Source organism: Lapidilactobacillus gannanensis (assembly GCF_003946675.1).
Lineage (GTDB): Bacteria > Bacillota > Bacilli > Lactobacillales > Lactobacillaceae > Lapidilactobacillus > Lapidilactobacillus gannanensis.
On the sequence record NZ_RHOT01000020.1, the window covers coordinates 19,051 to 43,461 of the forward strand.

Genomic DNA, 24,411 nt, shown 5'->3' on the forward strand with positions numbered 1-24,411 from the left:
AACTTCCTCCTATCGGTCGTAACCTGTGGCATGAACTGCAGGCGAATTGGCTACAGTCTTTGAAAGATTATCAACTTGGGATTGTAAATTGAAACCACTTTTAGTCTGAGTGTTGTAGACTGCTTCAATTTGTTCCTTAGACTCTGCGAATGCCTTTTCTACAGCGTTGCAGATAGTAGCTCTATCAGCATCGGTAAAGCCAAGTGACTTTAGCCCATCAATAACAAATCGGACCGCCTTGTCCTTTTTAGCGGCACCGGTCAGCTTTTGAGTTACGCCAAGTTTTTCAGCAGCAACCACCGCTGATTCGGCCAACGGAATTAGTGCCTGCGTGAATGCCAATGCCTTCTTGTTCTTGATAATTTGCTGGGATAACCAGACTCCTACAACTGGAATCACTGCTACCGCAATTGATAATACTAACTGTGCTAAATCTTTCATTATTTTTCCTCCTAGTGGAATAACTTCATCAGTAAGTTGATGATTAAAACAATGACCCCGCCTGTACCAAATATCATGCCAAACATCTTGATCTGATTGTCTTTGGCTAATTTGGTAAGAGCGAAGTCATGTTGTTCTGATGTTTTATTTTTTGTGATGACCTCTTTCAAGATCACGTTGTTCTGTTCACGCAAATATCGATTTGACTGATCAACACGATCAAGTCCGACACGCAAATCTTGCTTTAATTCTTGCACGTCCTTTTCGACATCATTAAGACGCTCAGTGTGCACGTCAATTTGCTTACCGTGCTCTGTCACGGTCTTTTCTAAGTCCAATTAACCATCCCCTTTTTAAAAAAGTTAAACGACCTAGGAGGCCGTGTCAGCTTTATCTGCTTCTGCCATCTTATCTTCTTGATCATAAACTAAATCAGTAAAGTCCGCGGCGTCTTTACGAACTTCGGTCTTGTTTGAATCGTACAAGTCCTTGTTTAAAACGGCCTGTGTGATATTGCTACGACCGTTACTCTGGTCAATAGTAGCGGAGAAATTCATCACCTGTTGCCCACTGATTGATGATTGGCCAGAAATGCTTAATGATTTGCTAGTTATTAACATTTATTTTTCCTCCCAATTTTTGATTGCTTTATTATCAAATTTCTTATAAGCGTCTAGGTAAAATTCGTCTTTGTCACCGTTAAAAGTCAGCTCATAATACATTCCGTCAAGCAAAGTCGTGCTTAGCAATGCCTTACTGTTTTGGAGAGTCTTGCTAGACCAAACAATGTAAACGTTATCTGGTGTGATCTGTTTACCGTCACTTTTATCTAGATGATCATTAACATAATCAGTGACCATTTGTTTGCCCTTACGGAAGAATTCATCAGCATTCATTACTTATCCTCCTTAGTTGCGTTAGAGAATGCTTCTGTCAATTCGAGATAGGCTTCAGCATCAGCATTACTTAATTCTGTTTTATCCCCGTATTCTTTAAGAATTCGTTTGATATCGTCGATGTGATTAACATAAGTACCGCCTTGGATTTCAGCTTCTTGACTCAGCAAATCGGCATGCACCTTGTTGAATTCTAATTTCTTGCTTGGCTGAATTTCTGCATTACCATCTGGTTTTGTAATCAAAGGATTATCATCACTAACTGGCAGCGAGTTATCTTTTCGGGCACCGTACTCATTCACCAATTCTTGCTCCGCTTCAGCCAAATCATCTAAAGATTTCTTGAGCAATTTTACAAACTTCGAACGAGCCAAGGTGTCCTGACCTTTCAAGCTCATCTTCTGTAACAGATTAATTGATGGCACCAAATAAACATTTTTTAAAGTAATTTTCATGTTTTATCCTCCTAAGAAATGGCAGCAAGTTGCTGTTTTAATTCTTTATTTTCGCGCTCTAACTTTTCGATTCTTGTTTCGTGGTCTTTAAGGATAACATTGTGATACATAGGGATACGGTCATACGCAAGGCTATCTACTTCTCCGTTCTTGAATTGGACAACTTCGTCAAGTCCAGCAGCGTGAAAGTCGTCGGCGATAAAACCGTAATATTGTTGAAACTTATAATCAGTCATTAATTGCGACTCAGTGGAATTGGTTAACGATTGAGAAATCGTCTCAACTTCGGCCTTATCGAACCATTGTTTAGGGTTGATATCTAGGATGCGTTTAGCATGATCGATTACCGTTTCTGCGTCATGATCGAGCAGCTTATACTTACGGGCTGATGTTACCCGACCATAAACACCATTTTCAGTAATAATCATATTGGCACTACCGGAATAAGTTCTCTCGTAAGTCGTTGCACTTAATACATACCCTGAACGGCCATCACAGGCTAGTGCAAGACCTCCCATCTTGACGTTACCCAATTCGTTACCACCAACTGAGTCTTCCACATTAAGAACAATGGATTTGGCTAGTAAACTTATTCCATTTCCCGCCGGATCATTAGAACCTCCCGCAGTCCAGTCGCCGGGTGCAGTGTAGCTATTGGTTGTTCCCACCATTATTGTTGGCTTATATATGGCGGCCCCTGCAACATATTCCTGACCACTTCCGATGACGACTTTTTCCGAAGAACCAAGCGCCAAACCTTGCTGACAAGCGGACATTCCTGATCCACTAATAGACCAACTATATTGAAAAGGACTGATTATTGTGTAATTTGATGTTCCGACAACGATACCTTCACTTCCATATATCATCATGCCGGGCACATCATTAAGAAATGAGCTGCTATATCGGACTGTTCCGTAATCAACTTTACCCTTAACTCCCTTATTATCAGACTTCCAATCGAGAACATCTCTAGTCATATAAATGCTGCCATCCTGAAATCGAACACCATTACCTCGGTAATCAGCCTGAGAAAATGTTCCATCTTCAATTTCAATATCAAGGGCGTTATTCCATCGGCCCGGTACAGATTTAATAGATCCCTTTTGAAAAAGAATCTCACCCGAATCAAGATTAATACTCAAGTTATCTCCGGTAATAATCCCGGCTGTGATACTGTCGGCATTAACACTGATCAGATTAACCTTGCTGGCGTCTAGCGTGCCAGTCTTAATATAATCAGCTGACAAGTCTTTGATTGAGGCTGCGGGGATAAATGCTTCACCGCTAAAATTAACAGTTGCAGCAGAAAGATTAAGAACACCTTTGCCTGACGCAGACTCTATCAGTGTCTCGCCCGATTCAACGTTGATTTGGCTAATTAAATCACCTGTTTTGACGCGGAGGTTAATGTCGTCTTGCATCTGGGTAAATTGCGATGACACGTCTGCTACAGTTGCTTGATCTTCCGGCGCCGGTGTCCAGCCTAAGTCAGCCTTGCCTTTTTGCACTGTGACATTGTCAAACCAAAAATACGCCCAACCTAAATTACTGATATCGATAAAATTATAAACATCGCTATAGTTGGTGACATTAATAGAGACCGTGCAGCGTTTTACGTCTTTTGTCACTTTAACGGTGGTCGGCGATAAACCGCAAAAATCAACTATTATGCTGGTGGCTTGGTTTGCGTGTAAATCAAAACTAAACGTCCACCAACCGTTACTTGTAATTACATTTTTTACGCGCACGCTACTAAGCTGACCGGATATACCCGTAATTTTAAAACCATTAACGGTCTCATTATGATTAATTACTGGCGCTCCAGTAAGCACATTGATTTGCGTATTTACTTGATAATAATTTCGAGCACTCAAATTAGCTAGAGTATCGTTGACACCCGCTATTGTGTTAGTGAATGTGTTTGCGGTTAGGGATAACTGTGCTTGTGTCACCGCATTATTAGCTGTTACCTGTACACCATCTAGCGTTTGTTGCAGCTGAGTATACTTCGTTGTTAGCCCATCTTTAACACTTGATATTTGACTAGTTAGGCTACTAGCCGTTTTGGTTGCCAAGTCACTGTTTGATACCGCTGTATTAGCGTTAGCTACTGCGCCGTCAATCTTGGTTGATTGATCAGTAATATCCTTTTTGACCTGATCCATTTGGTCAGACAACTCACGGCTTGGCTTGGTTGAGCCAACCTCAACCCACGAATAAAGTCCTGTGTCCGGATCAAACTGATAAACCTGCATGACTGTGTCCGGGCCAACTGATTGATACCAGAGGTCGCCCTTTTTGGCGAATATTGGCTGATCAATACCCTTGTAGATATGATTGCCAGCAATCGTTGCAAAATCGTTATGCAATCGAGTCACAACTTGATTAAACTGACCACTGTAAACAAATGTTGCCTGCGAGGTCACGGTCGTATCAGCTTTAAGAGTTCCAGATAAACCACCGTTAAAACTCAACGTCAAACCTAGTGCCGGCGCCTTAAACTCATTGCCTTTGTTGTCGACAATCGTTACCCAGTCGCCAGCCTCAAGATTTGGGTCAGCAAACCATTCCAAGCTATACGGGTAAAAGTTGATATCCGCATACTGATCGTATAGCTGATCAAGCAGCTGCTGACTCATTGCAGGGTTGGTAAGCTTAATCTGTGAACCGCTTGGGCTCCCAGACTGCAGGGTAACTGTCTCCTGATTCTCGTTGCCATCATTGTCTGTCTGAGTCGTTGTGACCTCAGCTTGCATACCGCCAATGCGATAAAACGTCTCATTTTTGGTCAGGCCTTTGGACATATAACAATCAGATGTGATCCTAAAGTTAGGGTCTTCCAGTCCACGGATATCCAGCAGCCCGTCACGATTAAATTGAGCGAAGCCACCAGCGATTTGCGCCACATAACCAATGGCCTGTCTATAGGTAACCTCTTTGCCTAAAGCACCAATAGTGGTGTCAGTCAGTCGGGCAATGTTTGCCTCATTGAGTTTGACACCGGCCTGATTAGCAATATCCGTAATGGACTCAATAACGCCAGTTGGATAAGCAATTTTAGACGTGTAATTACCGCTAAGCATGACCATGTTGTCAGTCGCTGATAATGACGTTTGACCGTTGTTACGGTCTTGTTTTACCTCTGAGTCGATAATAAAAACGCCCAGTTTGGTGTAACTCCATGTATCATCTGGGAGCTTAATACCAATTTCAGGCGTTATTTTGTCTTCAAGCTTTAACTTTTCAACAATGTGGGAAAAAGTAATTTTAATTGAGTTCGCGTAAGTTGAGCCAAGTGTTAACGACTCACCATTCATGGCTCCGGCATCGTAACTAAAATCAGTGACATCTTCCGCGTTAAAGACCTGGTCATTAATGGTAATTCTCAACTGTAATTCTCGTTCACTTGCGGCCCATGCGTTACGGACCGCGGTTGTTTCGCTTAACAATCATTATCACCTCCTACTGTTCGATTAGGTCAAAACTCAGGCCCTGCCACATGATTGACTGATATTGCTCGTTCCAACTATATGATGGTGCACTTCTGTCACCAGCATAAAACTGGCCAGTCCGCGAGGCACCGGTCATTGGGTCAGGATAGGTCACTGACACAAATTCTGCTGCAGACGCCTGCAAGATTTGCGCACACTCTTTGTTTGATAGTGGCCCCCAAGCAATCGAGAGCTTACGCTTTCGCGTTACACGATCACGATGCATGTTGCCTTTAGCATCACGAGTTGTATTACCGTCAATATCTTGTATTGCTGCATTAAATGTTTTAGGCGTTTTAACCTGCACACCGCCAATGGCAAAAGCCACCATAAGCACCACTCCCTTTTATATATTCAATGGATTAATTCCAAGTTTCTGGAACCGTTTGTTTAATACTTTAATGACAATTTCGGCAAGACGGTCACCGTCAACATTCATGTTTACGGTTTGATTGTCATCAGAACCACTCGTACGTTTAAGCTCGGCCATGGCCTCCAAGATAGCAGCGACAATAATCGACTGCATGTCTGCAGTTGATGTCATGCTGCCAACACCTGATTGACTACCACCATTAAAGCTAGTGCCAATCGAATCAGCTAAATTGTTAGTTGCCATGTCAGGAGCTGCAAGTTCCATGCCGGATAAGTTCATGACTTTCAATCCTTGCTTCATCAACTCAACTGCACGTGCTGGTTTGGTTAATGGCACTACCATCTCTGATAGATTGCCCTCACCCATTTTGTACAGACCTTCTTTATTCAAGAAGCCACCGTCTGCAAAGCCAAACAAATTTTCAAAGTCGAAGTCAAAATCGAATAAGCCGCCGGATTTACCAGACGACTTTTTGGACTTTTTCTTTTTCTTGGGTGCGTTCGATTTGATGAAATCTCTAATCCAGTCAACTGAACCGTTCTTAATCAAATCCATTGCACCACCAGAAATACTACCTGCAAGTCCAGCTGGTAACGTGAAGAACTTGCCAATACCCTGAGATATCAAGTCAATCGGGTGAGTAACATATTTCCAAATACCCTTGGTAAAGTCTTTGACGTCATCAATGGCTGAGCTAATGCTTGAGCTGACTCCGCTAAAGATGTTACCAAAATCAAGGTTGAAGCCCTTCATGAAGTCGGAGCCAAAGATTCCGCTAGCATAATGTGGAATTTGAGCTGTACGATTACCATCTAACACTTGAGTGCCAGCTGGTAAGTCAACAAGCATATTACGTTGTGCAGGAAACATTCCACGTCGACCATTTGGAAGTTTAAACATCTCTCGGTAGTTTTGCCCGGGAGCGTCGTTGACTAGGGCGAGACCGCCTTTGTGATAGCCACCTTGAGCAAACTTAGGAACATGCCATTTACCTAAAGCGTGACTGCCGGCGCCAACTTTACCCAAGACCCAGTTAATACCAGATATTACACCATTAACAGCAGTACCAACTGGGCCAATAATGCCATTAGCAATTGATGCGGCACCTCGTTTAACTGCTTCGAAGCCTCTAGATAAACCGCCGCCAATTTTTTCACCAAGACCGCTTGCCCAGCCGCCTACAGTATCAAAAGCAGATTTGGCAGTATCTTTAATACCCTTGAAGTAAGGGTCACCCTTGGTCTTCATAGTTTTCCAAGCGCCGATGACTTTATCTTTGGCCTGACCCGACCAAGTTTCCATGTTGGTTTTGATGTTGCTACCTGCTGTGCCTATACCGGTCTTGATATTAGACCAAGTGGTTTCGGTATTGGTTTTCGCATCGTCCCAAGTTTTCTTGAGCTTCGAGCCAACCTTTTCCCAAGTCTCGTCCCAGCCCTTTTTGAAATCTCTACCAAAGTTTGAACGCCACTTGTTGAAGTTAGTACCCCAAGTTGAAGTAGTCTTTTTGGTATCGTCCCAAGTCTTTTGAACCTTGTCACCAACATCACCCCAGAAACTGTTCCAGCCCTTAATAAAGGCCGCATTCTGCCGATCAGCATCTTTTTGTTGTTCAGCACGCTTGGTATCGCTGTTCTTCTTCATGTCGTCCCACCAAGCAACGACCTTATTAGACATAATACGAGAGTTCCAGCCAAGCTCACCAAGCCAGTCGTCAGGTTTCTTGCCTTTGCCAACGGCACTCCATCCGTCACTAAAGCCCTTGGCAGCGTCACCGCCCCAAGTACCGATAGTTCCGCCAATTTGAGAGCCTACTGCCGCGCCTAGTGGACCACCAAAGAATAATCCAAGGCCACCACCGATAGCTTTGCCGATACCAGAACCATACGATTCAAACTTTTTAGTAGGGTTCTTAGTCGTAATCGCTGAATAGATATCCATTCCGGCGTCAACTGCGACCGCTGCACCAGTTAATCCAGTTGCAACCTTGCCGGCCTTGGTCAAACCACCGCCGAGCTGAGCGCCAGTGCCATTTTTGGCAGTTCGAAGTGAGTCGAACATTCCACTTGAGTTCATACTACCGAAGGCCTGGAACATCTTTGATTCTTTCCAGTTCGCACTAGCAATCTTCCAAATATTCTGCAGTGATGTAGCCGCTTCTTTTAACTTATCAATACCAGTTATTGACTCAAAAAGGTTTTTCAATACATTTTGTTTTCCACCGATAATGACAGCCTTATCTGCAACCTTGCCCAAAAGACCGACGCCCTTATCTAATCCGGACATTGCAACCTTAAAAGCAAACATCGCTATTAGAACTTTGGCCATTGCCTCAACTGCCGTGTGATGATTGTCAACCCAATTAGAGATTGCAGTTAAAGCATCAGCAAGTTTCTTGAGCACATCAATAATCACGCCACCCGTCCACTTAGCGATAGGTGCCAAGAATGAATCCCAAGCCCACTTAAATGCGGGCTTCGCTGCTTGGATAATACTATCCAATAATTTCCAGTAGGCACCCATTACTTTTAAGAAATTTGGTATGAGATCAGTAATGGTGAATTTTGCTAATGGCAACAAGACATGCTCGTAACCCCAGTCCAATCCGTCCCAAATATCCTTAGTGTAGGCTCTTAAGCCTTTTAGCATAGTGTCAATTGATTTAAGCAGTGGCGTAAAATCTAGCTTTTCCGCCCACTTAACGGTGGCGCCACTCATCTTATCGATTGTCTTTAGTGCATCATCAATAAAACCTAGAATAGTTTTAAAGATTCTCTCGCCTAAACTTGCATGCTGCCAAGCTTCAGAAAACTTACCAGCTAAAGCGCCGACTGTCTTAAAGATGTTAGTGATTATATTTAGGATGTGCTCGTTGATTGAAACGCCCACGCCGGAATTCCATGCGTCCCGAAAAGCCTGATTAATCTGATGCAGTAACGTCAAGATACGATTAAACGCATCAAAATATGACTGAATTAATCGAGTACCTCGACCGTCATCATTCCAAGCCTTCCTAAATGCCCTAGCAATATCACCAACGATATTCAAGACATCAGCAAGTAACACAAGTAAATTCTCGATAAACTTCTGTCCGGTACCATTGTCCCAGACTTCGAGGAATGATTTGCCAATGTCTTTGACTAGGCTATTAACTTCGGACAAAGCATACTTAAACGCCGCGATTACCTTTTTACCAGTCGTATCCCAACCAGCTTTGATAGGGTCCCATAAATCTTTTGCAAGGTTTTTGAGCCATATAGGTGTTTGATAATTAGCAGTAGCACCACCAAAATCAAGGCCAGTTGGAGCATCGAGGCTTGGAGTTGAACCTGATGTATCTGGCGTTGAAGACGTGCTCGAGTCATTGTTTTTTTGCAGCGTGTTGATCTCATCAAACCCGGCCAATGACTGTTGCAATTCCTTAGCCTTATCGGTCGCATCTTTAGCGTTATCTGCCAACTTTTTAGCGCCGCTAGCAGTTTTTGATACACCACTGCCATCAGCAGACTGATTGAGTGCTTGGATACTGCTCTGTAAACCAGCAGCACCTTGCTTAGCTTTGCTAAACGTTGTCCCAAACAGCATGCTGATAAAGCTAGCTAAATGGCCGGTAACTTTAGCAAGACCGTTCATTAGTGTATTTAACGCTGGCATGATTGCGGTATAGATCGGATAAAAAGCAGTAGCTAGATTAACCTTGATCTGATTAAGAGAGTTGGCAAACTGTCGATTCACCATCAAAGAGTTGCCTAAGCTACCCATTAAATTCTGTAAGCCCGAACCTAAAATGCCAAAAATTAACACAGAACTCCACATCATCTTAAGAGTCCGATTGATACCAGATAGTCTGGACGTAATACCAGAAGAATCATTCTTAATTGACGACGAACCAGACTTAAATTTATTTCGGAAATTGGCGAAGTTATCGCCCATTCTTCTAAATAAGCTTGGCCTTTTGCTAGTGCCGGTATTTTTACCTGAATTTCCAACATTAGCCATATTTGATCTGGCCTGACGACTAGCAGCAACTTGGTCCTTAAGTTCAGTATTAACACCTGACAATGCTTTCTTTAGGCTTTTAGAACGGTCCTCAGCGTTAGCGTAAGTACTGGCTAAAGAATCGTTCTCAGATATCAATTTATTCATCGATGTCCGGAGCTTGTCAATTTCAGCTTTAGTTTTTAAAGATGTGTCATTATCACTCGTCTTAAATCCTTTAGCAAAACTGCCAATCGAGCTCTTTTGCTGTTCGTAAGTATTCCCAAGCGACTTAATGCGATTTCTCAGTGTGTCTATTTGGGCTTCATTGCGTGTCATTTGAGCTGATATTTTCTTCAATTCATCTGGAACAGCACCAAACTCGTCACGCATATTTGCTGCTAATTGTTTGGCGGTATTCTGATATCGATGCATTTGTGCCTGAGCACTAGCAATTTGACTGTCAAATTTATAACTCTCAGAAGTACTAAGGTTGGGTATCGAATTCTTCTTAGAAATAATAGACTGAATTTTCAGTTGCGCAGCCTTTGCTTGTTCCATTTTAGAATTGATATCTTGAACCATTTTAGTAATTTCAGAATTGGCCGCGACTCTTTGCCTTTCAATGCTTTTTCGTAAACTATCGTCTTGTTGAATACCAGACTCCGAAAGCTTAGGTACTTTTGTATTAGTCTTAATGGTTGCTTTAACAGGTTTTTGAACGCTGGCTGCTAACGATTTTTGTATTCTCTGGCCTGCTTTAGTCGCTTCCTGCACAGCAGCTCCGAAAGATTTTTCATATCCATTCTTAGCATAATCGGCCATTTTAACTGTCTTGCCATTAAAAGAAACAAGAAAGTCATCAACTTCATCTTCAGCCTTATCGGTTGCTTCCTTAGTTTTCTTTTTAAGATCTTCTGCTCCCTTACTAGCATCAAATGCCTTATTTATTTTTTCGTTCATTTTACTGGCACTATTTGCTGTTGTTTCGTCTATCTTAGTAGTCATTGACTTAATCATTTCGGTAGCCTTGGCAACTTGACTTGCTAAGTTACTTAAATCAATACCAAACTTTGCTTGTAAGTCACCAACATCAATATTACTTGCCATTTATCCACCTCCTTTTACATAAAATGTAAAACTATTTTTGAGACTCTTTTGCAAGTCTTGCCTGCTTAATTCGATTTGCGGCCATAATTAGATTGGCCTGATCAACTTGCCATTGCTGCTGTGGTTTCGGTTTTGCCTCGGTAAACAACCCTTTCAAAAATGGGTAGGTTTCCTGGATTGACGGCATCTTGGACGGGTCATTAAATGCAAAGGCTATTAGTTCAGCCTGTTTATGATCCATGACGCCTTTTTCGCGCAGCTTATCCATGTCTCGCTTACGATAAGCATGCATTTGGTCGAGTATTTCGCTGAGAGTCATCGTTTCAAACTCATCAGCACGAATACCAGACTCAATAGCTGGACCCCGAATTTCATTGATCACATCTGTGACAGTTTCTAGTCGAGTGGGCTGGTTTCTTCCGGAGCGTCCAGTGGAATTAATTTCTTCCCAGATTCCTCTTTCCCCGATTTTTCCTTGTCTTTTTTTCCCAAATAACCACCATCTTCAAGTAAGTCGTTAATTGTTTCCATCAATTCCATTGTGGTGTGGCCTTGGTCGATGAACTTGCCAAACGCTTCAACAATGTCATCATCTGAGACACCATGTTCTTGATTAGCTCCTTGTAAAACAATTAATAACTTGTTTGCAGGAGGCAATTTTGTGCCGCCGTCTGATGATAAAAATAAGCCTACAATTGACTCATTTAGACGACGTTCGATTTGGATAATCGCATTACCATCCAATCGTAGACCCAATGTTAAACCGCCGAACGTTACTTTCTTAGTTGCTTTTGTTGTCATAATATAAAACCTCTTTCCAAATATTTTTAGGTACAAAAACAAGCCACCCTTCGACAGGCGACTTGCTGAATAAATCTATTATGCTTTTGCTGGAACATCCACAAAATCAGGTCCGTCAGAAACAACGATTGTCACTGTAAAAGTGATTGGTTCATTAATTCCAGCTTGCCCAATTTTAATAGAGGCTTGTCCCGTAAAAGTACAAGTCATTCCATCTGGGTAAGTTACAATCCAGTCGTAGATTTTGCCATTGTCGGAAATACCATTAGCGGCCTTGAAATTCGCACCTTTGTAAACACACGCAAAGGCTAAACTAGATGAGTCTTGCAGACCATTAATTGCCTTTTTCTTCTTGTCAGTTAAGACTGTCACGTCGACCTTTTCAGGTGATTGGCCGATTTCTGGAATTGTCTTAACATCCTCCAAAAGTGTGTATTCCATGGATGAATCGCCGTGCACTTTATAGCCAAGTGTCGTGCCTGTAGCAAGCAGTCCTTGGCTAGCATCGGCCGCAAACCGTTGTAAATCTAAATTCATATATAATTACCTCCCGTATACGCGCCGTGTATCGTTATCAATCACGGCGTTAAATTGACAGACAACGCGGCTCAATCCTGCTGTGTTCGCATCATTGGCGACACAAGAAAAGCCGAGCTCTGCAAACGCAGCACTCAGCTTATTTGTGATGGTTGTTAGGCTACCGTTGTCTGTATATAATTCAATTGTCACTGACCAGGACGTCTGTGATTCATGGTGATCAGCGTTAATAAAGACCGGTTGATGAGATGTCCTGTAAATCGCCATGGGATATTGCGACCAGACGGCCGGATAAGATGGCGACTTAAGTTTTAACTCATCAACCGAGTTCAGGATATTCATGATTACGGGCTTAAGATTAAATATCATTTAGTCCAACCCCTTCTGGATATCATTTTGGAAATGCTGCTTAATGATGTCCAGCAATTCATTTTCGGCCGTAACACGCAATGCAGGTGTAAGAAATTGCCTAGCAGGTTGGCCAGAACTAACATAAAAGCTCTTCCCTTTTATGACTACTTTTCGCATACCATATATTTCAGTTAAGTCTAAATCAACATCCCCAACGTAAATAAACCAAGGTAACTGGTGATACGTTGGAACAAAGCCGCTGGGAATATCTTTCGATGATTCCTGGCCATGAATGCCTGTTCCCAATTCGCGATAAGTTGCTATTGGGTTTTTGGAAAAGACCATTCCAGTAACCCTTCCATCAGAATACTGTGGATCTGCAACTTCAAGACTTTGTTGAAGGTCATTACCGTGTCTCATGTTCGATCTCAAGTTATCAACTGCGCGAGTTTTAACCAATTCAGACGTTTCATTAGTAGCCTTCATCATTGCTTCAACAACCAAGTCAGGCAGCTTAGCAAGGTTACCAAGTACCTGACTAGCGTCGATTTCGACTTCCATTAGGCATCATCCCTTTCTATCATCACTATGAGGTGATCTGACCAAGTCCGAATTGCATTGATCTTGTAATCGGGCTTTTTTGCGTCCTTATCTACATCGACGCAAATTCCAGAGGTCTCGTCTTTACCTTCTTTAATCTCATTGCCAACATAAAGGCAAGTTTTGATGTATGCCAGTCGTTGACCATAAGTCTGAGCGTTAACCTGACCGCCAGCTGGTTGGATAACCATCTGCAGTTCAATGGGTTCACCGTAGCCAGTGATGACATTTCCTTCTTCATCCGTACCATTTAACCGCCGCCGCAAATAAACAGTCCGCAATTGTCTTGGATTTAATCTCAAACAACCACCTACAATCTAGCAAAACGACCCAGACGATAACGGCCTAGACTATTGCGGATAGCTAAGGGGATACCTACCTCAAAACTGCGAGTAACGCTGCCTTCGGTCCGCTGAGTCTCACCTTCGTTCGATTGCTGATTAAAGTAGACAGTCGCGAGCTTTTTAGCGTAAACAAATAGGCCAGTTACCATTTCAGTTCGATTCGTGTAATCAAGCACCGCTTGAATTGCATCATCGAAATAGTAATCGAGCGATTTATCATCTTCTTTAACGCCCAGTTGAGTTTTTAATTGACTAAGCTGGTCACTTTTTAACTTCTTTAGCGTCTCCTGATCCAGTTTTGCCTGAGTCATCTGTATCACCACCATCATCGTTCTTGTCTAAACATTCAAACAGTGATTCTTTAAAGTAATCCTGCTTAATTGTCAGGGTTGCCCCTGGTTTATAGACGCTGCCACCATACTTTAATGGCATTGATTTAACCTTGACCTTCATTATTTAGCCACCCCCGCAATAGGTTGCGCCAAGAATACTTCATCAGCTGCAGCAAAAGATGGTAATGCAACTGCAGAAGCTTTCTCAAAGGTTGCAACAGGGTCATGTGTTTCAGTGAAAACAGTATTGAAAATATTACCAACCTTGGATACTTTAACACCGTCCATGTTTTCTGCCTCGTCGGGATTTGGCCCAAACAGCTTATTACCCTGTAAATCATCGTTAAACAAAGTGATGCGATCTTCTGGATAATAGCGATGCGAAGCGTATTTACCGTTTGGCAGTTGGATATTGTACTTAGCATCATAGGTCCGAATTACTGGTAACCCAGCTGATTGCATAAATTCGTCCAATGCTGCTTGTGTTACTAGACGGCCGGAATCCTTACCCCAAATTGCAGCAATCACTTTAGGGTTCTGTGTGAATAAACGATAGATCTTCTTTGAAGTTAATGCACGAGTTGGCGTAATGTCCAAAGCATCACACCAATTCTCTAGATCCTTAATTGGGTCGGCACCGTCCTTATCCCAAGCAGTATCGGTCAGAGCTTGCTGATGCTTTTCTGGAATCTGATAATCAATGACGGCTGTGGTATCACTATCATCATCCCGTAAATGAATCTTACCAGTACTGAACATTTCCATGGTTTGCTGCTCAATACGGCCTAAAATACCTTGATTGAGCACATCGAAATCATTAAATACTTTATCTTTAAGATAAGCTGCTTCTTGCGGTGTCCGTGGATTTCGCATAGCAATGATATCTTCTTCATCAATTTTGTATTTACGCTTAATCAAAGCAAGCTCCAAAGCCGTCTTGGATGCTGTCCGACTGCCAATTTCAGCTTCACTGTTAAATGCAGCAACTGATGCAAGAATTGGAATCTTTGAACCCCGGCTTAATTGTTCAACCTTAAGGGTTTCAACACGTTTTGCTGGAAATAATGAGTCTCCTAAGAAAGGCTTATATTGTCGGTTTGCTGAGTAATCAATCAAATCGGCCTGTGTAAATAAATCATAAATTGTTGGCATTTAGTTTTCCTCCTTTAATTTAGGCTTCAGTTGGTGCTTCATCACGCCATTTAATACCTGCCAGTGCAGTTTTAGCTTCTGCAGTCGGTGCAGCTGCCAAACGTTGCGGTAAAACATAGCCTTCGACCATGACTGCGACTGGGACAGCGCCATTAGTGACATCAGCAGTGCTCAAAGTAATACCTTTTGCCTTGGCATCGTTTGATGGGAAGATAGAGCCAATTGGCAGAATCTTGCGTCCACCTTCTTCAACAACACCATTGGAATTGGCATCTGCGTACTCGGTGAAACTTTGATATCGGCCACTGGCCAGAAAATTGATTTGTGATACGTTTTGTGTCTTGTCTACATAAACCATAAAAAATTACCTCCTCGTATTAGTTTGTTTCCCATGGATCCTTAACCGATTTTGTATCGGCATCATTGCGGCGCTTGGCTAATGTTTCGCCTGCAGTATCAATGCGGCCTGGTGCTCCGTTACCACCCGGCTTATCGGCTGAACCAGCAAGGCGAATATCGACCGCAGATTGCACGGAAGCATTGAACGTCTTGACTAATGAGCCATAAGCCACATCAACGTCTGCTTCATCCTTGCTAAGCACGCTGTCAAATAAACCGATTAACCCTGTAGGTAATTTGTCGGCACCAAGCTTGGCTAAAACATGCGAGCGATTAGCCATTGACTTAGTTTTAAGTCGTTCGGCAGCGAGTTCTTCACGAGCTTTATTCAAATCAAACTGGGCTTTTTCGGCGTCGTTCATTTTGTCGTAATCTTTTTGCTGTTGTTGGCTTTGTTTGGATTTTTCGACTGCTTCAGTGACGTGTTTGTTGATAACAGCATCTAATTCGGCCTGCGACGCAAAGGTGATCTGACCTGCAGGCGGCGTTACTGGTTTTCCATCATCCCCAACGCCACCATTAGGGTCACCACCAGCACCGTTGTCGCCTTGCCCTTGACTGCCATTGCCCTGGTCACCAGCGCCAGCACCATCTGATCCGCTGTCATCCGCGAAACGCTGCAAATCCAGTAATAAGTTGTATTTCTTCATGCTTAACCTCCTATGAATTTTTAGGTATAAAAAATAAGCAGTTTAAATTGTCATACTTAGGACAATAAGACTTTTAAAAAGCATATAACCAAAACCACATCACTAAACAGATCGTTGCTAAGATGATGGAACCAAATTTACCAACATTATCAACATTCTGATCTGTAATACTACATCCAAAATACAAATAGCTGACAAAGAGCAATATCTTAACCCATACCACGAATGCTACCTCCTAGCTCTTCTTCAAATTGGCTAACTCATTTTCCTTAAAAACTTGATAAAGCATTAATCCAGTCGAATCAACCAAACGTTCATCTGCGGCTTGATCTGAGTTAGATGACTCAAAGAACACGGCGTGCATTAATTCATGGAAAAATGTTTGTTCTTTTCTTTCTTGAGGATAATCAGAATTAATTGTAATGACGGCATTTAAGTAATCGGTGACACCAAATTGGTATAAACCATCATCTGTCTTATCGATATGCTCTTGCTTGACTTGATAGGTGATGCTGCCAACTTTTACTTTATCTGGGATTAACATAAGTCCCTCCTTGATTTTTGAGCATAAAAATAGCACTCAATCACCGATAGTGACCGGGTGCTATTTAGTTGCACTGGATCTGGTTGTTACTTTTTGTATATCATCAATTGTAATGTCAATGATTCCCCACTCTTCGGCAGTCTGTGCTGCATCGACCATGAAATGCGTATCATCGAATTTTTCGATTATAATAGCTTCGCGTCCATCTTTCAATAATACTCCGTCATATTCATTGACTTGCATCACTTGACCTCCTTAATCATTATTGTTGTTAATTTTGTTTGATTTCCATCTACTAACCATCCCGCAACAAGGTTATAAGGTTTACCTTTGGGTGTATAAAAAATCATTTTTTGCTCGTATGAATCGCCATATTTATTTGTACCTCTACATTTCGCCGGATAGCTCTTACTTCGTTTGAGAATTTCTTTCTTAAAGGATAAATAGTTGTCTTTGCTATATCCGAAGCGTTCAGAAATAATTTTGCCTTTTGGATAGCCAGACTTACTATTCTCATTAAATAAATACTCGGTGAATTTTCGATTATCGATAGTCGCGCCGTCAGCATTGGGCAATCTTAAATCAGAATTGTTCAATAGCCTTTCCTTGCGCTGATAGTCAAGCTTCGTCAACTGCCAATCTCTGCCACCATTATACCTCAGATCTTGCCACGCTTGGAAGTCTTTAGTCATGTCATCCCCAAGTATTGGTGTATATTGGTCAAATAATGCCCTATCTTCAGTCTCAGATTGCTTTTCAGCAAGCAATCGGTCGTAATTATCTCGACCGCCATACTTGTTGATCAGAGCTTTCTCCCACTGCTGATACGTCGTTCCAGCTGGCATCTCGAATGAGTGTCCGATTGGGTTATTGACCAAATGCTGGCCTACAAAGGTGTCTTTACCAAAATATGCTACAGCAACAGTTCTGCAGAAGCTATGAAACGGTGGATAATTCCCATCGGGTCCATCACAGACAGCATCTTCAATTGGAAAGTGTTTGCCATCCTTTAAGCGACAAATCTTTGATGTCCGCTCATCAAGAACGGCATTCAATACATAAGATTTAACCCCGTTCTCTCGCCATCCCATTAGCCGTGCCTGATTGCTGACGAAAGCTGCTTCGGTTCTGATTAAGCGTCGTGCATTAAACATTGAGACCTCAAATCGTTCCTGCAACGCTTTAGCCATATCTCGTTCGGACATTCCTGACATTTCCCTGGCCGTAAACAACTCCTTGAGCTGATCAGCAAGCAAATCAGTGTTCTTCCAGATACGTTTTGAGTAATTGCTACCCTTCCAGTTCATCCGCATTACTTTATCAACTTGGCTAGTCGACATACGTTTAAACTCAGTTATTGGCTTGTCTGGGACGAGTTCAACTGTTTTAACAGTCTCATTAGTCTTAGGGTCGATAAATTCAACAGTCGGCGTTTGTTCGTCAATGGTGGGGATGTTAGGAACTGCATCAGGATAATGCAACTGCACATCATGAGTAGTCTGACCAATCACTGCTTCGACAGCTGCTTGATCATACGCCTGCTGAATTTGAGGGATGAAGAACTTATCCATTTGGTCTTGTTCAACCTGAGCTACTTGCTTGGAAACAATCTCCACCTTGGCTTTAAGCAATTCAAACTGTGTGATACGCGACTTGGCGGCATAAGCGCTGATAAATTGTTGCAGCTGCTTTTTAACTGCTTTAGACTTCGTATCTTTGATCAATTGGATGAGTTGAACTATTTCCGAATTGGAAACAGTTCCGTTCAAGATTTTCTTGGCTTGAGCCTCAGTCATATTTGGAGCACTAAAATAGCGTCGATAAATTTGATTGACCTGATCGGTTAACCAATTTGACGCTGCGAGATGTGCCTTATTTATGACTTGCTCCGGTTTATTAAGAGCCTTATGCATGTCTGAATCTTGCTCGATTGCGCGACGCTCCCAGTAACCGAGGTTATCCTTTTTAGCTGCCAATTACATCACCAGCCGCCAGTCGCATCATTAACTGCAATAAAGCCACCGTAGTCTCGTTCCATTGAACGCAATCCATGTTCTAACGCGTTGATTAGGACATTATTCTCTGAACAATCCTTGAATTGAGTAACACCTAATGTGTTATCTGAGTGTGACTCAATGACTGGCGCTTCAAGTTCATCAGTAATCGTCACAGACAAAATAGACACTGCAGCGCACACAATATCTTGACCTTTCTCAGCATAGTTTGCATGGCCATAGATTCGATAACCATCAATCGGACTTGCTAGATCCGTTTGATGATGAAATACTACTTGAATCATTGTCATTGCCTCCCTCTCTGTCAAAGTTTGATGTGGTCATTGTGCCCATAGCATCAGCAGCACGTTTAGCCTTTTTCTCGGCTTCACTGTCTAACATCTTGATCATGTCAGCCGTTGAATAGGTCGTGTTCGTTAACCAGCTTAAGGTTACTGGCTGCGGAACAAAGCCATCAGCATTCTTGATATTGTTGATCACATCGGTCATGTTAACCGGGATGTTAGGGATGATATGGATATCAGCACCGTCAACATCAACTTGTTCGCTCTTAATCAGCATGATGTTTTGCAACAACTTAAGCCGCCGTCGAATTCCGCTAACTAGGTAACGCTCCTTAGTGACAAGCAACTGCAATAGGCCAAACAACTTATACTTCATAGCCTCACCACTAACATTTCCCATAAAGTTCTCGTCGTTCATGTTTGGGACGTAAGTTGACTTATGGATATCGTTCTCGATTGATTTGGATAAAATGTCAATCTCCGACTCGTTAAAGGTCTTAGTAAGCCACTCTACATAACCACCACCATCACTAGCGGTCCCACGTGCAGGAGCCTCCAGAATACCTTTGCTGGTTCCACTTTCATTTATTTCATCAACTGTAAAACCATAAATGACCAGCAATGCATTAACAAAGTTCTCTTTGTCAGCAAGCCGGTCGCTTTGCAAAACGTTATAAGCATCCATAATCTTGATTGATTGTTCGAAATCACCTTGACGTTCCTCATTGTTACGATATTCGATTACTGGAACATCCCCAAAGTAATGTTCTTTTACCTTGGGTGGACTCTTCAGATTTGATGCGCTTAAATTGGTTCCAGATTCGGTTCTATACTTGATGATGTATTTCTCGGTGTAAACAGTAATCAAAAAGCCATTCTGATTACCCTTTAGGTCATACTTTTCTTGGAAATGAATGCCGAACAATGGGTTCTTTTCAGCAGTATCGTCAGTTACAAGCACAATGCCACGTGGGTCAATCTTTTCGATACGTTCGTCCGTTTCAGCTTCGGTAATCTTCGACAGATAAACAAGCTCATAAGCTTCGCCAAAGACTGAAAGGTCTTTTTCCATTTCCGCATCGTGCTTGTTAATGTCCATGCGCTGCAGAGCATCATCAATCGGCTGGATATCTTTACCTTTTGCCGCTGAAATGCTAATCGGATTACCTGTTGTAAAGCCCACAACCATATCCGTCACATATTTGGCATGATTCACCATAACGTTAGGCTCTTTACCATTTGCAGCACCAACACGCAAGTTATTACCGTCAGGCTTAAGCGGCTGTTTGCCATTGTAATAGTTAAACAATCGGTCTAACCGAGGGATGTCATTCTTACGCTGATCAATAGCAAAGTTAATAACTTCAAAGCTTGGATTATTGATATCACCTGCAAGCTCTCTATCAATTGCAACTCCCAATTTATCACCCCTTCCATTAATGCAGCCAGCTTGGCCGCTTCTTGATTTTTGCTACTGGATTACGATAAATCACCATATAAACGAAATAACGCATTGCATCCATAGTGTGGTCGTGTTCCTTAACTGGCTTGTCTTCGCCACGTTCCTCGGCCTTTGCATCCCAAATATAGGACGAAAACTCTGCGAAAAGATGCTTGAGCGTGCTCGAAAACTTAATCTTGCCGGTATTCATTGCAGTTTGAGTCGCACGAATACCGTCAATCACATCATTATTAGCCTTAATAACCTTATAGCCACGTGCCCGCAACAATGTAATAAACGATGCGGCAGACGGGTCAACGATGAGTGTCGGCTTGAGTTTACCGACAAACTTATCCATGGCGTCAACATACTGTTCATCTGTCCATTGTCGGGATGACTCCCGACCAGAATAGTAAAACTCTTTGGTGCAATACCATGTGTCGCCTAATTTTCCCCACAATAAAAAGACTGTAGGATTTAAAGTCCCATAGTCCACGGATACATAATACTTTTCATACTCTGTGTTTGCTGGCAGGTCCTCAATCATTGTTTCCTGCGAGAAGTTATCGTAGATAATACCCTCGGACAGCACCCACATCCCCAAAATATACCGCTGGTAGAACACTCCTGAGTACATGCGCTCATATCGTGCCCTAATAGCATCAGATAGGGATGGATTATCCCGCATTGTAAAGTGAATTTGGAGCGCATGCTTTTGCTCTAGCTTGTCAATCCACTCCTGCTTGAACCAGTGATAAGGTCCGGCCGGATTACAATTAAACCACAGTTTTGAACCCTCCACAGAACACCGAGCTGTTGCCTGATTAACGAACGACTGTGGCATTAAAGCAACCTCATCAAAAAAGAACCCCGCCAAGGTAATACCTTGAACTAGGTCCTGACTTGACTCGTCTTTACCACCGAATAGGAAGTAATAATTGGTTTTCTTACCCTTACGGATGATCAGCATGTTATCAGTTCTGGCATCGTGCACGGAATATCCGCGACTTTCAAGCATTGTCTTAAGGGGACGGATTACATTTCGTCTCAACGATCCAATCGTTTTACCCGCAATACCAAACTGCTGGTCATTAAACATGATCATACTCCACAGCACATAAGACAGTGACATGATAACCGTTTTGCCAGCACGCACTGAACCGTCGCAAATGATTGCTTCTTTATCTTTAGTACCTTTCCAACGCCACCAAGTCAGGACTTGCATTTGTTTTCGGGAAAATGGTGAAAAATGAAATGACGTCTTACGTACCTTTAGCTTCATGTTCATCCCCCCAAACTTTATCCATACTCTCATCTATCGCCTCTAGGAAATCATCTTGACTATCATCATCAATATCAGGCTCAGGCAGACGATCTAGCAATTCCTTCATGGCCTTTTGCTTGTCATAAAGCTTAACGACTAAACCATCTTTGCCCGTGTGAATGTCCTGAATCAGTGACCAATCAATCTCGTCACTAGGCTTAAGGAAGATGTCAGAAACATGGCGTTCAACAGGATTATCATCAGTATCAAGGCAAGGAACACCATCCATAGTCATGATCATCTCTTTATGAACCCGATAATCAAGCACATCATCAAGACTAGCGAACGCCTGCTTAGCATACTCCCGCAAAATATTATCGGCGGTCAAATATAGGCCTGATTGTTGCTGCTGTTTAATGATTGACAATTGCTTTTGAATACTAGCATTTACTAGCAATCTACTTCCGTTAACATTGGCAGTTTCATAATCGCACTGATAAGCCTTTCGATAAGCCCAAGTAGCATTGAACCGCTGTAAATAAAGCAAACAGAAGAGTTTTTGTTTCTCAGTTAGTTCCTCATTAGCAGCCAATTCATCAACAACTTCAGATGCAACTTTGTGTGCACCCTTTTTTGGTTTTGTGTGCACCCTTTTTTTAGGTGGTGCATTCTTTTTGTTTGAAACTCGCTGCCAATCGTACCTGGTCTTCCAGGACTTCACGGTGTTGATTGAGACATCATACTTAGCAGCAATGTCTTTATACTTCATTCCCACAAGATAATCTTTCTCAGCAGCCTCTTGATTAGTCTGCTTCATTACATATTCACCACACCTCCTGATCAATAATTAAATGAATTACTTTTTCTTTTTGGCTTTTTCATCTTTAAGCCATTTTTCGAGTCTTGCATCCATTTTGGTTTCCTCAGGTGTGCAGTACCCAAACTTCGAATGAATCCTCATTGCCAATGACACCACCTCCTTTCCTAAATTTGGGTATAAAAAAAGACGCCTAAGCGTCTTTTTCATCAAGAATTAATCGCATCCGCAACCATAAAACCAGTTTCTGTGGGTCTTTCCATATACATCTGTCGATTGTTCAACTGATTAATGCCTTGAACAAACTGGGCCATACCGTTAACTTGCAAATCAAGAATCGCCATCTGAATAGAACTTTCTTCTACATTTTGAAGTACTGAAATCGTACTAAAACTCTTTGCAACCAAAGCACTATTATCGCCCTGTACCACTCCACCGATTGAAATAGAATTCTGTGGGCTTGGAATAATTGGCCACGAACGGTAATTTTTCAACACAATTAATGCAAGTGGTGAAACTTTATCTATCAAGTTTAAGATAGTCTTGCTCTTTGAAAATGCTTCACCTAAGTTTTGTTCATTAGACAACTTAGCTAAATACTCCGAAAGTATTGAAATCAAGTCATCATCAAATGGAGAATCGCTTAATAGTGCAGTTATTTTGGAATAAATACTTAAACCGTATGGATCTGTTATCAGATCAGCAAGCTTTAATAGTCCCTGTTCTTGATTATCGACTTTTTGTAAGTATTCGCTTATCAGAGCCGCTTTTTTCGCATCATCCAAATTAGATTTAAGTCTGTCACCTGTTTCAATTACATCTAACAGAATATCCCCGATATTCATATCAACAATATGAGACACTATACTCCTCCCTTGAGACTTTGCAGTTTCAATGGTTGCATCTTTTATCTCATCTTTTGTTATCGTCTGTTTCTGTATGCGCTGTTTTAGCCCTACACGCTCCGAATTCATCAGATACTCAGGATGTTCAACCATTGCTTTCAATGCCTTTTTGTCCATTCGTGTCACCCCATAATATATTTTTATAATTAAAGTAACACTTATTACTAAAATATCAATATAGGGTGTGACGGTTTCTACTTTCCTAACTTATCTGGCTTAAATACTGCTGAAAATAAGGCCTGTGCCATTTTTACTGCTTCAACGCGATCATATCCATCAACAATATACTGATTAACAGACTCGCTGAACAGTCGACTTAGCATTCTGATACTTTGTGCAGACTCATCATTTGGTACTAATCCAGCCATATCAAATTTAGTCATCTTTAATACTTCTTTTTTATCCACACGATCATCCCTTAAATTTATTATATGTATATCCCGCTACATGACTGATGGGTAGCGGGATGTTTGCTGTGCAATTATGAAAGATTTGGTAGGAAAAATTACTATTAAAGGAGTTATTTGCAAAACATCAGTATTGGAGGTGCACAGCAATGGCGTGTACTGGAATCGAACCAGAATAATTACCACTCACGCCGCCCTATGGAAGGGTTCTTTTGAAATTAACCACAATATCACTATAACGCATTAATTCGGACTTTTTTCCGAATTATTTCCGAATGATTTCTTGACGATTTCTTAACGAAATCTAGTTTTGCTTCCACACCAGCAAGGATTGCCCTGGATATGCTTCAGCGAATTGTATTAGGGCCTTTGCTTTTCGATAATCTACTGTCTTATCAGTCGCAACCTTAATTAATTTAGATATCTCATCGTTAGACAGTGGCTTCGGTGTGAAATACGAATAATACAACACCCAATAATTATCGAAAGACAGAAACGACATTGCCTGTTGGATCTTATCTATTTCGACTTGAGCATTAATAATACCAACAATCCTTTTTTCTGCTGAATTACCGTAAGCTTGAGCCTTTGGCATATCATCAATCGTGGGCGATTTGATTTCAACTAATGGGCGCCCAGCCATTCGAGCATAGCTTCTAAATCGATTTAAAACTGCCCGTGCATTCCTTCTAGTAGCTTTGTCATCTAGTTCTGGCAACAGTACCACTCGCTCACCCCACGTGTTATAATTAGATTTGTCAAAATCATTCATAAGGGGCTGCTTGCGGGCGGCCTTTTTTTATGCAAGAAATTTGTTGATA

The 24,411-nt window shown here is 41.9% G+C and carries 29 protein-coding genes; all 29 read right to left on the bottom strand.

Translation table 11 applies throughout. The features are described from left to right. Window positions 1-9 precede the first annotated feature (9 nt). The 29 genes from EKM81_RS06665 to EKM81_RS06805 all read right to left on the bottom strand — a co-directional run bounded on the left by EKM81_RS06665 (window position 10) and on the right by EKM81_RS06805 (window position 24,362). Complete coding sequence (locus EKM81_RS06665; protein WP_125650110.1) at window positions 10-441, bottom strand: phage holin; 432 nt, start codon at window positions 439-441, stop codon at window positions 10-12. 11 nt (window positions 442-452) lie between these two features. Next, on the bottom strand, window positions 453-779 hold the full coding sequence (locus tag EKM81_RS06670; protein WP_125598240.1) for a hypothetical protein: 327 nt from the start codon (window positions 777-779) through the stop codon (window positions 453-455). Between the two features lie 33 nt (window positions 780-812). Continuing rightward, a complete protein-coding gene (locus tag EKM81_RS06675; protein ID WP_125650112.1) occupies window positions 813-1,061 on the bottom strand; it encodes a hypothetical protein in 249 nt (82 codons plus the stop codon). Then, window positions 1,062-1,337 (bottom strand): DUF6275 family protein, encoded by a 276-nt coding sequence (locus EKM81_RS06680; protein WP_125598234.1) that lies wholly within the window; start codon window positions 1,335-1,337, stop codon window positions 1,062-1,064. Further along, the gene (locus tag EKM81_RS06685) at window positions 1,337-1,792 is read right to left on the bottom strand and encodes a DUF1617 family protein (protein ID WP_125598231.1); all 456 of its coding nucleotides are present in this window, start codon (window positions 1,790-1,792) and stop codon (window positions 1,337-1,339) included. Before EKM81_RS06685 ends, EKM81_RS06680 begins: the two co-directional genes overlap by 1 nt. Window positions 1,793-1,803: 11 nt before the next feature. Beyond that, window positions 1,804-5,244, bottom strand: a complete 3,441-nt coding sequence (locus EKM81_RS06690) for a hypothetical protein (RefSeq protein WP_125650113.1) — start codon at window positions 5,242-5,244, stop codon at window positions 1,804-1,806. Window positions 5,245-5,257: 13 nt separating this feature from the next. Next, window positions 5,258-5,617: a DUF6711 family protein gene (locus EKM81_RS06695; RefSeq protein WP_125598225.1), complete on the bottom strand. Its 360-nt coding sequence runs from the start codon at window positions 5,615-5,617 to the stop codon at window positions 5,258-5,260. Window positions 5,618-5,632: 15 nt separating this feature from the next. Then, window positions 5,633-10,747 carry a phage tail protein gene (locus tag EKM81_RS06700; RefSeq protein ID WP_125650115.1) on the bottom strand — a complete coding sequence of 1,705 codons (5,115 nt, stop codon included), beginning with the start codon at window positions 10,745-10,747 and terminating at the stop codon, window positions 5,633-5,635. A 31-nt stretch (window positions 10,748-10,778) separates the two neighbouring features. After that, on the bottom strand, window positions 10,779-11,129 hold the full coding sequence (locus EKM81_RS06705; RefSeq protein WP_125598220.1) for a hypothetical protein: 351 nt from the start codon (window positions 11,127-11,129) through the stop codon (window positions 10,779-10,781). Window positions 11,130-11,143: 14 nt separating this feature from the next. After that, complete coding sequence (locus EKM81_RS06710; RefSeq protein WP_125650117.1) at window positions 11,144-11,548, bottom strand: DUF6096 family protein; 405 nt, start codon at window positions 11,546-11,548, stop codon at window positions 11,144-11,146. A gap of 78 nt (window positions 11,549-11,626) precedes the next feature. Next, a complete protein-coding gene (locus EKM81_RS06715; RefSeq protein WP_125650119.1) occupies window positions 11,627-12,085 on the bottom strand; it encodes a phage tail tube protein in 459 nt (152 codons plus the stop codon). 6 nt (window positions 12,086-12,091) lie between these two features. Beyond that, complete coding sequence (locus EKM81_RS06720) at window positions 12,092-12,454, bottom strand: hypothetical protein (RefSeq protein WP_125650121.1); 363 nt, start codon at window positions 12,452-12,454, stop codon at window positions 12,092-12,094. Beyond that, the gene (locus EKM81_RS06725) at window positions 12,455-12,997 is read right to left on the bottom strand and encodes an HK97 gp10 family phage protein (protein ID WP_125650123.1); all 543 of its coding nucleotides are present in this window, start codon (window positions 12,995-12,997) and stop codon (window positions 12,455-12,457) included. It abuts the gene before it with no gap. Then, the gene (locus EKM81_RS06730) at window positions 12,997-13,338 is read right to left on the bottom strand and encodes a hypothetical protein (RefSeq protein ID WP_125598208.1); all 342 of its coding nucleotides are present in this window, start codon (window positions 13,336-13,338) and stop codon (window positions 12,997-12,999) included. The genes EKM81_RS06725 and EKM81_RS06730 overlap by 1 nt, the downstream gene beginning before the upstream one ends. Before the next feature lie 8 nt (window positions 13,339-13,346). Beyond that, window positions 13,347-13,691, bottom strand: a complete 345-nt coding sequence (locus EKM81_RS06735) for a phage head-tail connector protein (protein ID WP_125598205.1) — start codon at window positions 13,689-13,691, stop codon at window positions 13,347-13,349. Then, entirely contained in the window at window positions 13,642-13,833 is a 192-nt protein-coding gene (locus EKM81_RS11260; protein ID WP_191987272.1) for a conjugal transfer protein, read from the bottom strand. The genes EKM81_RS06735 and EKM81_RS11260 overlap by 50 nt, the downstream gene beginning before the upstream one ends. Further along, on the bottom strand, window positions 13,833-14,864 hold the full coding sequence (locus EKM81_RS06745) for a major capsid protein (protein ID WP_125598201.1): 1,032 nt from the start codon (window positions 14,862-14,864) through the stop codon (window positions 13,833-13,835). The genes EKM81_RS11260 and EKM81_RS06745 overlap by 1 nt, the downstream gene beginning before the upstream one ends. Before the next feature lie 19 nt (window positions 14,865-14,883). Beyond that, window positions 14,884-15,222: a hypothetical protein gene (locus EKM81_RS06750; protein ID WP_125598198.1), complete on the bottom strand. Its 339-nt coding sequence runs from the start codon at window positions 15,220-15,222 to the stop codon at window positions 14,884-14,886. Window positions 15,223-15,241: 19 nt separating this feature from the next. Then, window positions 15,242-15,913, bottom strand: coding sequence for a capsid assembly scaffolding protein Gp46 family protein (locus tag EKM81_RS06755; protein WP_125598195.1), 672 nt, complete (start codon window positions 15,911-15,913; stop codon window positions 15,242-15,244). Window positions 15,914-16,148: 235 nt separating this feature from the next. After that, window positions 16,149-16,457 carry an ImmA/IrrE family metallo-endopeptidase gene (locus tag EKM81_RS06760; protein WP_125598192.1) on the bottom strand — a complete coding sequence of 103 codons (309 nt, stop codon included), beginning with the start codon at window positions 16,455-16,457 and terminating at the stop codon, window positions 16,149-16,151. Window positions 16,458-16,517: 60 nt separating this feature from the next. Further along, window positions 16,518-16,700 (bottom strand): hypothetical protein, encoded by a 183-nt coding sequence (locus EKM81_RS06765; RefSeq protein WP_125598189.1) that lies wholly within the window; start codon window positions 16,698-16,700, stop codon window positions 16,518-16,520. After that, window positions 16,700-18,433 (bottom strand): minor capsid protein, encoded by a 1,734-nt coding sequence (locus EKM81_RS06770; RefSeq protein WP_125598186.1) that lies wholly within the window; start codon window positions 18,431-18,433, stop codon window positions 16,700-16,702. The genes EKM81_RS06765 and EKM81_RS06770 overlap by 1 nt, the downstream gene beginning before the upstream one ends. Before the next feature lie 5 nt (window positions 18,434-18,438). After that, window positions 18,439-18,756, bottom strand: coding sequence for a ribosomal-processing cysteine protease Prp (locus EKM81_RS06775; RefSeq protein ID WP_125598183.1), 318 nt, complete (start codon window positions 18,754-18,756; stop codon window positions 18,439-18,441). Further along, on the bottom strand, window positions 18,707-20,176 hold the full coding sequence (locus EKM81_RS06780) for a phage portal protein (protein ID WP_225420206.1): 1,470 nt from the start codon (window positions 20,174-20,176) through the stop codon (window positions 18,707-18,709). Before EKM81_RS06780 ends, EKM81_RS06775 begins: the two co-directional genes overlap by 50 nt. Window positions 20,177-20,192: 16 nt before the next feature. After that, the gene (locus tag EKM81_RS06785) at window positions 20,193-21,485 is read right to left on the bottom strand and encodes a PBSX family phage terminase large subunit (RefSeq protein ID WP_125650127.1); all 1,293 of its coding nucleotides are present in this window, start codon (window positions 21,483-21,485) and stop codon (window positions 20,193-20,195) included. Continuing rightward, window positions 21,460-22,278 (bottom strand): terminase small subunit, encoded by an 819-nt coding sequence (locus tag EKM81_RS06790; RefSeq protein ID WP_125650129.1) that lies wholly within the window; start codon window positions 22,276-22,278, stop codon window positions 21,460-21,462. The genes EKM81_RS06785 and EKM81_RS06790 overlap by 26 nt, the downstream gene beginning before the upstream one ends. 209 nt (window positions 22,279-22,487) lie before the next feature. After that, the gene (locus EKM81_RS06795; protein WP_225420207.1) at window positions 22,488-23,300 is read right to left on the bottom strand and encodes a hypothetical protein; all 813 of its coding nucleotides are present in this window, start codon (window positions 23,298-23,300) and stop codon (window positions 22,488-22,490) included. 77 nt (window positions 23,301-23,377) lie between these two features. Beyond that, window positions 23,378-23,590, bottom strand: a complete 213-nt coding sequence (locus EKM81_RS06800; RefSeq protein ID WP_125650131.1) for a hypothetical protein — start codon at window positions 23,588-23,590, stop codon at window positions 23,378-23,380. A 304-nt stretch (window positions 23,591-23,894) separates the two neighbouring features. After that, window positions 23,895-24,362 carry an ArpU family phage packaging/lysis transcriptional regulator gene (locus EKM81_RS06805; RefSeq protein ID WP_125650133.1) on the bottom strand — a complete coding sequence of 156 codons (468 nt, stop codon included), beginning with the start codon at window positions 24,360-24,362 and terminating at the stop codon, window positions 23,895-23,897. Window positions 24,363-24,411: the final 49 nt, after the last annotated feature.